This is a genomic window from Pseudomonas sp. 50_B (assembly GCF_017491625.1).
GTDB classification, from domain to species: Bacteria; Pseudomonadota; Gammaproteobacteria; order Pseudomonadales; family Pseudomonadaceae; genus Aquipseudomonas; species Aquipseudomonas danubii.
The window spans coordinates 42,710-54,925 of record NZ_JAFGYX010000005.1 but is presented as its reverse complement, the minus strand read 5'-3'; the positions used below and the strand labels follow the sequence as shown (position 1 = coordinate 54,925).

The following is a 12,216-nucleotide window of genomic DNA, read 5'->3' as shown; positions in this document are numbered from 1 at the left end:
CAACCTCGAAAGATGGATTGTTCCAGCCGCCCGCTCCTGTAGCGGGCGGTTGCTTTCAGAAGCTTGGCCGGGCCGCTGCCAGGGCCACCAGTACCAGGCCGATGATCAGGTTGCTGCCCACCAGTCGGCGGATCTTGCCCAGCGCCGCGGCGCCGGCCGGCCAGTCCTGCGCCGCGACGGCCTTGCGCAGCTCCGGCAGTTGCAGGGACTGGATGCGGATGAACAGGGCGGTCATCACCAGATACAGCCCCATCATGATCTGCACATACTTCGGCGCGGTTTCAAAGCCGCTGAAACGCAAATGTAGCAGGCCGATACCGCTGATCGGCAACAGCACCACGGCGACCCAGACCCAGACGAAAAAACGCGGAAACACTTGCACCCAGAGCTGCAGTCGCGCCGGTCCCTCAAGGGCCGCCACGGCTGCCGGGCGCAGGACCATCCAGGCGAAAAACATGCCGCCGACCCAGACCAGGGCGGCCAGTACATGCAAGGTGTAGGCAAGGGCGAAAGCGGTCATTCGGGTACTCCGTTCTGCGCGACATGAATTAGCGGGGTATGATAGCGGCCGATTCGAACCACTGAAAATTTATCCAGCGTTTTGTGCGCCCGAAAAACCATGATCAGCAACGAACTCAAAACCACGATCCAGGGCGCCTACTCGCGTTTTCTCGAAGCCAAGAGCCTCAAGCCGCGTTACGGCCAGCGCCTGATGATTGCCGAAGTGGCCAAGGTCCTGGGTGATATCGACACCGACGACGAGGGCCGGCGCAGTGGCGACCCGGCGGTAGTCGCGGTGGAAGCCGGTACCGGTACTGGCAAGACCGTGGCCTACAGTCTGGCGGCCATTCCCACGGCCAAGGCCGCCGGCAAGCGCCTGGTGATTGCCACCGCCACCGTCGCCCTGCAGGAACAGATCGTCTACAAGGACCTGCCGGACCTGATGCGCAACAGCGGGCTGAACTTCAGCTTCTCCCTGGCCAAAGGCCGCGGGCGCTACATGTGCCTGTCCAAGCTCGATATGTTGCTCCAGGAAGGTCACGCCCAGACCGCCACGGCCCAGCTGTTCGAGGAAGAAGGCTTCAAGATCGAAGTGGATGAAGCCAGCCAGAAGCTGTTCACCAGTATGATCGAGAAGCTCGCCGGCAATAAATGGGACGGTGACCGCGACAGCTGGCCCACCGCCCTGGAAGACGCCGACTGGGCGCGCCTGACTACCGACCACAGCCAGTGCACCAACCGTCATTGCCCGAACTTCGGCCAGTGCGCCTTCTACAAGGCTCGGGAAGGCATGGGCAAGGTGGACGTGATCGTCACCAACCACGACATGGTCCTGGCCGACCTGGCCCTGGGCGGCGGCGCGGTGCTGCCGGACCCGCGCGACACCCTCTATGTGTTTGACGAAGGCCACCACTTGCCGGACAAGGCCATCGGCCACTTTGCCCATTACACCCGGCTGCGCTCCACTGCCGACTGGCTGGAGCAGACCGCCAAGAACCTCACCAAGTTGCTGGCCCAGCACCCGCTGCCGGGGGATCTGGGGCGCTTGATCGAGCAAGTGCCGGAGCTGGCGCGGGAGATCAAGACCCAGCAGCAGTTCATGTTCAGCGCCTGCGAGCAGATCGCCGACTTCAAGACCGGCGAAGACATGGAAGGCCGCGAACGGCCACGCCATCGCTTCGTCGGCGGGCTGATCCCCGAGCACATGCGCGAGATGGGCATCGAGTTGAAGAAGGGCTTCTCCCGTCTCACCGATCTGTTCACTCGCCTCACTGAGCTGCTCAAGGAAGGCATGGATGGCGAGGTCAATATCGGCATCGCCAGCAATCAGGCCGAAGAGTGGTATCCGCTGTTCGGTAGCCTGCTGGCGCGGGCGTCGGGCAACTGGGAACTGTGGACCGCGTTCACCATCGAGGACCCGGAAGACAATCCGCCCATGGCCCGTTGGCTGACCCTGGCCGAGAGCGGCTCGCTGTTCGACATCGAGGTCAACGCCAGCCCGATCCTCGCGGCGGAGATGCTCCGACGCAATTTGTGGAACGTGGCCTACGGCGCCCTGGTGACGTCGGCGACCCTGACCGCCCTGGGCACCTTCGACCGCTTCCGCATGCGTGCCGGGCTGCCGAAGAAAGCCGTGACTGCGGTGGTACCCAGCCCGTTCCATCACGCTGATGCCGGGGTGTTGCGAGTGCCTGACCTGCGTGCCGATCCGCGGGATGCGCCGGCGCATACGGCGGCGATCATCCGCGACCTGCCGGAACTGGTGGAAGGCTCCCGGGGCACCCTGGTGCTCTTCTCTTCGCGCAAGCAGATGCAGGACGTGTTCGACGGTCTGGATCGGGATTGGCGCAAGCAGGTGTTCATCCAGGGCAACCTGTCCAAGCAGGAGACCCTCAACAAGCACAAGGCCCGGGTCGACGGTGGCGATTCCAGCGTGCTGTTCGGCCTGGCGAGCTTTGCCGAAGGGGTGGATTTGCCCGGTGCCTACTGTGAGCACGTGGTGATCGCCAAGATCCCGTTCTCGGTACCCGATGATCCGGTGGAAGCGGCGCTGGCGGAATGGATCGAGGCCCGGGGTGGCAATCCATTCATGGAAATCTCGGTGCCGGATGCTTCTCTCAAGCTGGTTCAGGCCTGCGGCCGTCTGCTGCGTACCGAGCAGGACCGCGGCACTATCACCCTGCTGGACCGCCGCCTGGTCACCCAGCGCTATGGCAAGGCTATCCTCAATGCCTTGCCGCCATTTCGCCGAGAAATATCATAAGCAAGGCGCGCACCTTTGCGCGCCTTGCTGTCTATTTCATATCACCGCTTCAGCACCGGCCGTTCATCGGTCTTTAGGGAGAGCCAGGTTCATATGATTCGCCGTTCGTTGCCCGCTGTATTTGCCCTGTTGTTTGCCGCGCCTGTGTGGGCGGCCCCGACCGGACAACAGACGCTGTTCAACTTTGTCCGGCCTGCCGCTGTGGTGCAGGTGGCGACACAAGATGCCAGCCTGCCGCAGTCCAACGCGGAGCAAACGGCCGAAGGCGAGGTGCTGCGGCGTATCATCTTCAACCCGACCCGTCGGCCTAGCCTGACCCTGGCGCCCCAGAGCGGTGCCTGGGACTGGTCGCAGTCAGGGATGATGAGCCTGCGCATCCAGAGCGCGATGAACTGGGCCCTGACCCTCTATGTGACCATTCAAAGCAACGACGGCAAGACCCTGGTCAGTCGCGTCGATCTGCCCGCGGGGCCGGCGCAGACCCTGCTGGTGCCGCTGGTGGCCAACACTCCCCTGAGCCAGGGCATGAAGGCCGCGCCGCCGATGCCGATGACCGTGGACGGCCAGCGCATCCTGCTGGCCAGCAGCGAGGGACAATTGGACCGCAGCCAGGTGGTGTCGGTGACCTTGTCCCTGGATAGCCCCAAGGCCGCTCAGAGTATCCTCCTCGAGCGCTTTGGCGTGCAGGACGGCGAGGGCGTGGTCAAGGCGGTCTACGGTTCCCTGGTGGATGGCTACGGCCAGTCGACCCGGTCCCGCTGGCCGGAAAAGATTACCAGCGACGATCAGCTCAAGGCGGCCGATGCCAAGGAACAGCTGCAACTCAAGGCGTGGCTTGGCGAGCGCGAGAAGACTTCCCTGGACAAGTTTGGCGGCTGGGACAAGGGCCCGAGCTTCAAGGCCAGCGGCTTCTTCCGCACGGAAAAGCGTGACGGGCGCTGGTTCCTGGTGACTCCGCAAGGTCACCCGTTCTACTCCCTGGGCGTCAACACCGTGGCCCCGGATAACAGCCAGACCTATGTCGCCGGGCGTGAGTGGATGTTCAGCGCCTTGCCCAAGGATGGCGAGCCCCTGGCGAGCCATTACGGTGAGGGCGACAACCGTGGCGGCAACGGCGCCGACCGGGGACGTGGTTACAACGCCGGCCGCTGGTACGACTTCTATCGGGCCAACCTGCAACGTACCTACAGCGCCCCCTGTGCAATGGCCAGCGAAGCTCCGGCCGAAGCCTCCGGTACCGAGCCCAAGCCAGCGGCGCCTGAAACCGCCGCAGTCCCATGCGCGACACCGACCTTCGATGAGCGACGCTGGGTCAGCCACACCCTGGACCGCTTGCAGGCCTGGGGATTCAACACCATCGGTAATTGGAGCGCCCTGGCGCTGGGGGCGGCCGACCGGGTGCCCTACACCTTGCCGCTGTCCATCGTGGGTGATTACGCCAGCATCAGCACGGGCAGTGATTGGTGGGGCGGCATGCCGGACCCCTTCGATCCGCGCTTTGCCATGGCCACCGAGCGCGCCGTGGCCATCGCCGCCCGCGACCATCGGGATGATCCCTGGCTGATTGGTTATTTTGCCGACAACGAGCTGGCCTGGGCCGGTCCCGGTGATGATCCCCAAGCCCGCTATGCCCTGGCCTACGGCACCCTGCGCCTGACCACCGATGTGCCGGCCAAACGGGCCTTCCTCAAGCAACTGCGGGACAAATATCGTAACCAGGCAGGCCTGTCGAAAGCCTGGGGCATCGATCTGCCGGCCTGGGAGTTGATGGAGGATCCGGGTTTCGTGCCGCCACAGCCAAGTCCCGAGCACCCGGAGATCGAGGCTGACTTCAAGTATTTCCAGAAAGTCTTTGCCGAGACCTATTTCAAGACCATCGCCGACTCGCTGAAGTGGCATGCCCCCAACCATCTGCTGCTGGGCGGTCGCTTTGCCGTCAGCAACCCCGAAGCGGTGGCGGCCTGTGCCCAGTACTGCGATGTGCTGAGCTTCAACATGTACACCCTCAAGCCTCAGGACGGTCAGGACTTTGCGTACCTGCGCAGCCTGGACAAGCCGGTGCTGGTGACCGAGTTCAATTTCGGCTCCCGGGATCGTGGCCCGTTCTGGGGCGGGGTGACCGAGCTGGCTCGGGAGGAAGATCGTGGACCGGCCTACGCCAACTTCCTCAAACAGGCCGTGAGTGAGCCATCGATTGTCGGTGTGCATTGGTTCCAGTATCTCGACCAACCGGTAACCGGACGTCTGCTGGACGGTGAAAATGGCCATTTTGGCCTGGTGGGCATTACCGATGTGCCCTTCCAGGGTTTTGTCGACAATGTGCGCAAGAGCAACCTGCAGGCGATTGAACAACTGGCCAAGGAAACACAGAAGGCCCGGGTTCAGGCGCAGCAGGCTGAAGCCGCCGAGCATGGCAGCGAGGAAGCGGGCAAAGGCCACGAAGGCAAGGGCGCGGGTGAGCATGCTGGTGGCCATTCCGCTAACGGTCATTGATCGATCCGGGGCTCTGCCGCGCTGCGCAGAGCTCCGTTGGCTGTTCCCAAATCCGTTTCGGGCTGGAACAATGCGCGCCTCGTTGTCGAGCAAATGTGCTGGGGGAGTCAGGGTGCAGATTCAGGGTCATTACGAACTTAAATTCGAGGCGGTACGCGAAGCCTTCGCGGCACTGTTCGACGATCCCCAGGAGCGCGGCGCGGCGCTGTGCATCCAGATCGGCGGAGAAACCGTCATCGACCTGTGGGCCGGCACCGCCGACAAGGACGGTGCCGAGGCCTGGCACAGCGATACCATCGCCAATCTGTTCTCCTGCACCAAGACCTTCACTGCGGTCACCGCCCTGCAACTGGTGGCCGAAGGCAAGCTCAGGCTGGATGCGCCGGTCGCCAGTTACTGGCCGGAGTTCGCCGCAGCAGGCAAAGCTGCCATTACCTTGCGCCAATTACTCTGTCATCAGGCGGGCTTGCCGGCCCTGCGCGAGTTGCTGCCTGCCGAGGCCCTCTACGACTGGCAGGCCATGGTCGATGCCCTGGCCGCCGAGCAGCCCTGGTGGACGCCGGGTGACGGGCATGGTTACGCCGCTATCACCTATGGCTGGTTGGTGGGTGAGCTGATCCGACGCGCCGATGGACGCGGTCCGGGAGAGTCCATTGCGGCCCGGGTGGCAAGACCCCTGGGGCTGGACTTCCATGTCGGCCTGGCCGACGAAGAGTTCCATCGGGTGGCACATATCGCCCGTGGCAAAGGCAATGTGGGTGACGCAGCAGCCCAGCGCTTGCTGCAGGTGACCCTGCGCGAGCCGACGGCCATGACCACCCGGGCCTTCACCAATCCACCGTCTATCATGACCAGCACCAACAAACCCGAGTGGCGGCGCATGCAGCAGCCGGCGGCCAATGGCCATGGCAACGCCCGCAGTCTCGCCGGGTTCTACAGCGGCCTGCTCGATGGCAGCTTGCTGGAGGCCGATATGCTCGAAGAACTGACCCGCGAACACAGCCTGGGCATGGACAAGACCCTGCTGACCCAGACCCGATTCGGCCTGGGCTGCATGCTTGATCAACCCCAGGTCGCCAATGCCACTTTTGGCCTGGGGGCTCGGGCGTTCGGGCATCCGGGTGCCGGGGGTTCCATCGGTTTTGCTGACCCGGAGCATGACGTGGCGTTCGGTTTTGTGACAAATACCCTGGGGCCTTATGTATTGATGGATCCACGGGCACAGAAGCTGGTGCGGGCTTTGTCGGATTGTCTGTAAAAAGGTTGCTGTTAAGCACTTTTTTGCTTAAACATGCTTGGAAAGCTGCAGGACGGAACCCTGTGGCTTTTATAATTTCCAAGCGTCTGTTTGTACCGGTCATGTAGACCGAATTTTTTATCTCATTTTGTGGATATCCCATGTCGTCGAACAAGTCTCTAGCCTTGGCCATCTGCCTGACCGTCACCGGTTGTGCACAAACCCCACAAAATGAAGCGGATGGCGGCCATTGGTGGTCGTTCGGGTCCGATAAGGCCAGCAGCAAGGAAGCCCCGCAGACCGCTGAAAAACCCGTCGCAGCCGAAGCGCCAGCTCCTGTCGCTCCAGCAGGCAAGCCGGCAGTGGCGGCCAAGCCCGCAGCTCCTGCGGCCGCTGCCGGTAAAACCACCGCCTCCGCGAAGCCGGCAGCACCGGCAGGCAAAGCGCCGGTTGCCGCCAAGCCGGCAGCAGCCGAGCCAGCTCCAGCTCCTGCCCCTGTAGCCGCAGCACCTGCCGCTCCTGCCGCCAAGGCCGAGAGCAGCAACTGGTGGTGGCCGTTCTCCTCCAAGGAATCCGCCGACAAGCCTGTGGCTGAGACCAAGAAAGCCGAGCCGACTCCAGCTCCAGAGGTCGCCAAGGCCGCCGACTCCGAGACCCACTGGTGGTGGCCGTTTGCCAAGAGCCAGCCCAAGCCCCTGAGCAAGGTCAATGTGGCGGACATTCCAATGCCCGACCCGAAAATCACCCAGGCCTGGCTGGACGACTACGAGCCGCGCCTGCGTGAAGCGGTGAAGGACAGCAAGCTGCAAGTAGAACGTCGTGAAAACGTGCTGGTGGTGACTGCGCTGGTCGATGCGTCCTTCAACCCGGACCGTCCTGCCATGCTGCTGCCAGTGACCCTGGGCCCATTTACCCGGGTGGCCAAGGCTGTTGAAGGTGACCCCAAGACCGCCGTACTGATTCTCGGCCACGCCGATGCGACCGGCCCGACCCTGGCCAACCAGAAGCTGAGCCGTGATCGCGCCCAGTCCGTTGCTGCCATCTTCAGCCTCAGCGGCTTGAAGCAGGACCGCCTGATGCTGCGTGGCATGGGGGCGGTCATGCCGCGTGCTGCCAATGACAGCCCTCAAGGCCGTTCGCTGAACCGTCGAGTGGAAATCATGCTGACCCAGCGCAGCACCATGCTGGGCCTGCTGAGCAAGTACAACCAGCCGACGCCGTCCGAGACCGAAATGGTCGCGGTGCAAGATGCCAAGCCGCCCGTTCCTGCCGCCTCGGGCAAAAAGGCCGCAGCGCCGGCGAAGAAGTCCACCGTTGCCAAGAAGCCTGCCGCCAAGAAGGCTCCAGCGAAGAAGGCCGCAGCTCCAGCGAAGAAAACAACGGCTACCGCTCAGGCTAAAAACTGATTCTCAAGGATAAGGAAGCAGGCATGACTCAGTCTCTGGCTGATATGCGCCGGGATTACACCCGCGATGGTTTGTCCGAGGCTCAGGCCCCGGGTGAACCCTTCGCGCTGTTTCATCAGTGGTTTGCCGAAGCGGTGAAGACCGAGCAACCGCCGGTAGAGGCCAATGCCATGACGCTGGCGACTGTCGATACTGACGGTCGTCCCCACTGCCGCATCTTGTTGCTCAAGGGGCTGGATGAACAGGGTTTCACCTTCTTCACCAACTACGAAAGCGCCAAGGGCGAGCAACTGGCCGCACGGCCCTTTGCCGCCATGACCTTCTTCTGGCCGACCCTGGAGCGTCAGGTGCGGATCGAAGGAAAGGTGGTCAAGGTCACTCCCCAGGAGTCTGATGCCTATTATCAGGTGCGCCCTCTGGGGAGTCGGTTGGGGGCCTGGGCTTCACCGCAAAGCCGGGTGATCGCCGATCGCAACGAGTTGCAGGAATTGCTCAAGGCCACCGAGGCGCGTTTCAGTGATAGTCAGCCCGATTGCCCGGAGCATTGGGGGGGGTATCGCCTGCTGCCGGAGCGCATCGAGTTCTGGCAGGGTCGCCCCAGCCGCCTGCATGACCGTTTGAACTATCGCCTGCAGGCGGGGCAGTGGAGCCGGGAGCGCCTGGCCCCCTGAAGCGCGCAGGTCAGTCGCCGGGATAACCGGCCGCAGCGGCTTCCAGCCATTGCGGCAGGTCCCGGCGTTTTACTTTCTGGCGTTGGGCCTCGGCTAGCTTTTGCAGCATGAATTGTTTCTTCTGTTCATCGGTTCCGGCCAGGGACAAAGCCAGGTCCCGGTCCACCCAACGCTTGATGCGCACGTAGAGCCACCAATGGAAATACAGACCGGCGATGGTGGTCACGATGATGATGAAGTAATCCATGAAAATCCCTTGCTGGTTGGCGCTATGCTGGAAATCGGCGTTACCGTATTGAGACGGTTTGGCTTTTTTGCAGTCTGTACTTTGGCTGAATGAAACCAATTTTATCCGGGCGGTGCCGTGACAGGCGTCAAGCTGCGGAGTCTAATGGCTATCTGTCCTTTGGAGTTGATCCTATGCGTAAGTCTGTTTTGCTGGTTGCGTCTTTCACCACGATGGCAATGTTGCTCGGCGGTTGTGCCTCTAACCTGACCGGTGACTCCTACTCCCGTGATGAAGCACGTCGTGTGCAAACCGTGCGTATGGGCACCATCGAGTCCCTGCGTCCGGTGAAAATCGAAGGCACCAAGACCCCCATCGGCGGCGCTGCTGGCGCTGTGATTGGTGGCGTGGGTGGCAGCGCCATCGGCGGCGGCCGTGGCAGCATCGTCACCGCTGTGATCGGTGCGGTAGCTGGCGGTCTGTTGGGTTCGGCTACTGAAGAAGGCCTGACCCGTACCCAGGGCGTGGAAATCACCGTGCGTGAAGACGATGGCAGCATGCGTGCCTATGTGCAGCAGGTACAGGAAAACGAAGTGTTCCGGGTTGGCGATCGCGTACGCATCATGACCGTCAACGGTACCAGCCGCGTTACCCGCTGATATTTCTGCTACAAAACAAAACCCCGGCCAGGCAACTGGTCGGGGTTTTGTGTTTTCAGGCTGTCGGATCGGTGTGGATCAGGAGGCCAGCGCCGTGTTCTTGCGGCTGGCGGCGGCGGTAACCGTATAGCCAATCAGTGCGGCCAGCAACGAGCCGGTGAGAATCCCCATGCGATCCATGCCGGCGTATTCGCTGCTACCGGGCACGAAGGCCAGGGAGCCGACAAACAGGCTCATGGTGAAGCCGATGCCGCAGAGAATTGCCACCCCGAGGATCTGGCCCCAGTTGGCGCCGGCAGGCAAGGCCGTAAGGCCGGCTTTGACCGCCAACCAGCTGAGGCCGAACACACCGATGGTCTTGCCCAGCAACAGGCCGATGGCGATGCCCATGGGGACATGGTGGGTGAAGCTCTCAAGGGTCACGCCGTTCAGGGACAGGCCGGCGTTGGCGAAGGCGAACAGTGGCAGGATGCCGAACGCCACCCAGGGATGCAGCGCATGTTCCAGGGCCAGCGAGGGCGAGGGTTCGGCATTACGGGTACGCAAGGGAATGCAGAAGGCCAGGGTCACGCCGGCCAGGGTGGCGTGGACACCACTCTTGAGCACGCAAACCCAGAGAATCAGGCCGATGATCATGTACGGCCCGAGTTTCACCACCCCCATGCGGTTCATCGCCACCAGGGCGGCAATACAGGCGGCCGCCAGCATCAGTGACAGGGTCGACAGGGCGCCGGAATAGAAGATCGCAATGATCACGATGGCCCCCAGGTCGTCGATGATCGCCAGGGTCATGAGGAACAGTTTCAGCGATGTCGGCACCCGCTTGCCCAGCAGGGCCAGGACCCCCAGGGCGAAGGCGATGTCGGTGGCGGTGGGAATCGCCCAGCCATTGAGTGCCGCCGGATTGTCCCGGTTGAGAAACCAGTAGATCAGCGCCGGGACCAGCATGCCGCCAATGGCCGCCATGCCCGGCAGGACGATTTGCGAAGGCTTGGACAGTTGCCCTTCCAGGACTTCGCGCTTGACCTCAAGGCCGATCAGCAGGAAGAACAGCGCCATCAGACCGTCGTTGATCCACAGCAACAGCGGTTTGGCGATCTTCAAGGCGCCGATCTGGGCCACCACCGGGGTTTCCAGCAGGCCGTTGTACAGCCAGGACAGTGGCGAGTTGTTGATGATGAGAGCCAGGATGGCAGCGGCGATCAATAACAGACCGCTGGCAGCTTCCATGGCAAAGAAACGAGTGAAAGTGCTACGCAGAGGCAAGGTCGCTCTCCATCTAAATCTAAAAAAGGTGGCACACCCTAACCCGTACAGATAGTTGTTAAAACAAAAATTATATTCTTTTTTGTTATATGCAGAGGCTAAAGGGCCTGTTTGAAAATGCGCTTTTGCAGTTGTGTTTCCAATTGCTTCCCAGCTGTACCTGTAAGGTCCGAAAGTTATTTCATAACATGTCTTTTCAGGGCCGTTCCGAGCTGTTTTTCCCGGGAAAACGCCAGTCAGCCACGAACCCGGATCATCTCCGCCGGGTGCATTTCATCTTCTTGCGCCGGTACGGCGTTCGATCTGACGAGAATAGAACATGAGTGACAATCGCCAGTGGGCCCGTGAGGCCATTCGCATTATCGAAGCCGACTTCCAGCGCAGCGCCGACACCCACCTGATTCCGCTGCCTTTGCCGGGACTGCCGGGCATTGAATTGTATTTCAAGGATGAATCCAGCCATCCCACCGGCAGTCTCAAGCACCGCCTGGCTCGCTCGCTGTTTCTTTATGCCCTGTGTAACGGCTGGCTCAAGCCCGGCGCGCCAGTGATCGAGGCCTCCAGCGGCTCCACGGCGATTTCCGAGGCCTATTTCGCCCGTCTCTTGGGACTGCCTTTCATTGCCGTGATGCCAGCCACCACCTCCCAGGAAAAGATCGCTCAGATCGCCTTCTATGGCGGCAAGAGCCATCTGGTGCAGGACCCCACACAGATCTATGCCGAATCCGAGCGCCTGGCCCGGGAGAGCGGTGGCCACTTCATGGATCAGTTCACTTACGCTGAGCGGGCCACCGACTGGCGGGCCAACAACAACATTGCCGAGTCGATCTTCCAGCAGCTGCGCTTCGAGCGTTATCCCGAACCCAGCTGGCTGATCTCCAGCCCTGGTACCGGCGGCACTACCGCGACTCTGGGTCGCTACGTGCGTTATCGCCAGCACGGCACCCGGGTGCTGTGTGCCGACGCCGAGCGTTCGGTGTTCTTCGACTACTACCTGAGCGGTGATGCTGGTTTGCGTCTGGACTGCGGTTCGCGGATCGAAGGCATCGGCCGGCCGCGGGTCGAAGCTTCGTTCCTGCCCAAGGTGATCGACGCCATGGTCAAGGTGCCGGATGCCCTGTCCCTGGCAGCCATGCACTACCTGGCCCAGCGTCTGGGGCGGCGGGTCGGCGGCTCCAGTGGCACCAACCTGATCGGCGCATTGATGGCCGCCCAGCACATGGCCGCGGTCGGCGAAAGCGGTTCGATCGTGGCGATTCTCTGTGACGGTGGCGAGCGCTATGCGACCACTTACTACGATCAGCAGTGGCTGGCAGAGCAGGGGTATGAGTTGGATGCCTTGATCGATGCGGTAGCGGCCAGCGTCGAGCGTGGCGAGGCACTCCCGGCCAGCGTATTGCGCGCCGGCATCTGAACCTGTCGTAGGAGCCGGCTTGCCGGCGAAGAGGCCCTTGAGCCTTGCACTGTTCTGGATGACATCTTCGCTGGCGAGCC

The 12,216-nt window shown here is 62.3% G+C and carries 10 protein-coding genes; 7 read left to right on the top strand and 3 right to left on the bottom strand.

What is annotated here, in order from left to right; all coding sequences use genetic code 11:
* Positions 1-55: 55 nt before the first annotated feature.
* Positions 56-520 (bottom strand): CopD family protein, encoded by a 465-nt coding sequence (locus tag J5M73_RS08655; protein WP_102861461.1) that lies wholly within the window; start codon positions 518-520, stop codon positions 56-58.
* Positions 521-619: 99 nt separating this feature from the next.
* Between J5M73_RS08655 and dinG the strand changes: the two genes are divergently transcribed.
* The 5 genes from dinG to pdxH all read left to right on the top strand — a co-directional run bounded on the left by dinG (position 620) and on the right by pdxH (position 8,571).
* Positions 620-2,764, top strand: a complete 2,145-nt coding sequence (dinG, locus tag J5M73_RS08650; protein ID WP_102861462.1) for an ATP-dependent DNA helicase DinG — start codon at positions 620-622, stop codon at positions 2,762-2,764.
* Positions 2,765-2,857: 93 nt separating this feature from the next.
* Entirely contained in the window at positions 2,858-5,257 is a 2,400-nt protein-coding gene (locus J5M73_RS08645; RefSeq protein WP_207815406.1) for a beta-galactosidase, read from the top strand.
* A gap of 112 nt (positions 5,258-5,369) precedes the next feature.
* Positions 5,370-6,515, top strand: coding sequence for a serine hydrolase domain-containing protein (locus J5M73_RS08640; RefSeq protein ID WP_102861464.1), 1,146 nt, complete (start codon positions 5,370-5,372; stop codon positions 6,513-6,515).
* 140 nt (positions 6,516-6,655) lie between these two features.
* Entirely contained in the window at positions 6,656-7,900 is a 1,245-nt protein-coding gene (locus J5M73_RS08635; protein WP_102861465.1) for an OmpA family protein, read from the top strand.
* 23 nt (positions 7,901-7,923) lie between these two features.
* Positions 7,924-8,571: a pyridoxamine 5'-phosphate oxidase gene (gene pdxH / locus J5M73_RS08630; RefSeq protein ID WP_102861466.1), complete on the top strand. Its 648-nt coding sequence runs from the start codon at positions 7,924-7,926 to the stop codon at positions 8,569-8,571.
* 10 nt (positions 8,572-8,581) lie between these two features.
* Here the strand turns inward: pdxH and J5M73_RS08625 are convergent, their stop codons facing one another.
* Positions 8,582-8,818 (bottom strand): hypothetical protein, encoded by a 237-nt coding sequence (locus J5M73_RS08625; protein WP_102861467.1) that lies wholly within the window; start codon positions 8,816-8,818, stop codon positions 8,582-8,584.
* Between the two features lie 173 nt (positions 8,819-8,991).
* On the opposite strand from J5M73_RS08625, the gene J5M73_RS08620 reads away from it, so the two are divergent.
* Entirely contained in the window at positions 8,992-9,456 is a 465-nt protein-coding gene (locus J5M73_RS08620; protein ID WP_011059627.1) for a glycine zipper 2TM domain-containing protein, read from the top strand.
* Between the two features lie 78 nt (positions 9,457-9,534).
* On the opposite strand, the gene nhaA is transcribed toward J5M73_RS08620, so the two are convergent.
* Positions 9,535-10,722 (bottom strand): Na+/H+ antiporter NhaA, encoded by a 1,188-nt coding sequence (nhaA, locus tag J5M73_RS08615; RefSeq protein ID WP_102861468.1) that lies wholly within the window; start codon positions 10,720-10,722, stop codon positions 9,535-9,537.
* A gap of 319 nt (positions 10,723-11,041) precedes the next feature.
* Here nhaA and J5M73_RS08610 point away from each other — a divergent pair, with 319 nt between their 5' ends.
* Positions 11,042-12,136 (top strand): PLP-dependent cysteine synthase family protein, encoded by a 1,095-nt coding sequence (locus J5M73_RS08610; RefSeq protein WP_102861469.1) that lies wholly within the window; start codon positions 11,042-11,044, stop codon positions 12,134-12,136.
* Positions 12,137-12,216: the final 80 nt, after the last annotated feature.

Coding starts and splice junctions, on each gene's coding strand:
- J5M73_RS08655 (WP_102861461.1), bottom strand. CDS start 520: ATGACCGCTTTCGCCCTTGCCTACACCTTGCATGTACTGGCCGCCCTG.
- dinG (WP_102861462.1), top strand. CDS start 620: ATGATCAGCAACGAACTCAAAACCACGATCCAGGGCGCCTACTCGCGT.
- J5M73_RS08645 (WP_207815406.1), top strand. CDS start 2,858: ATGATTCGCCGTTCGTTGCCCGCTGTATTTGCCCTGTTGTTTGCCGCG.
- J5M73_RS08635 (WP_102861465.1), top strand. CDS start 6,656: ATGTCGTCGAACAAGTCTCTAGCCTTGGCCATCTGCCTGACCGTCACC.
- pdxH (WP_102861466.1), top strand. CDS start 7,924: ATGACTCAGTCTCTGGCTGATATGCGCCGGGATTACACCCGCGATGGT.
- J5M73_RS08625 (WP_102861467.1), bottom strand. CDS start 8,818: ATGGATTACTTCATCATCATCGTGACCACCATCGCCGGTCTGTATTTC.
- J5M73_RS08620 (WP_011059627.1), top strand. CDS start 8,992: ATGCGTAAGTCTGTTTTGCTGGTTGCGTCTTTCACCACGATGGCAATG.
- J5M73_RS08610 (WP_102861469.1), top strand. CDS start 11,042: ATGAGTGACAATCGCCAGTGGGCCCGTGAGGCCATTCGCATTATCGAA.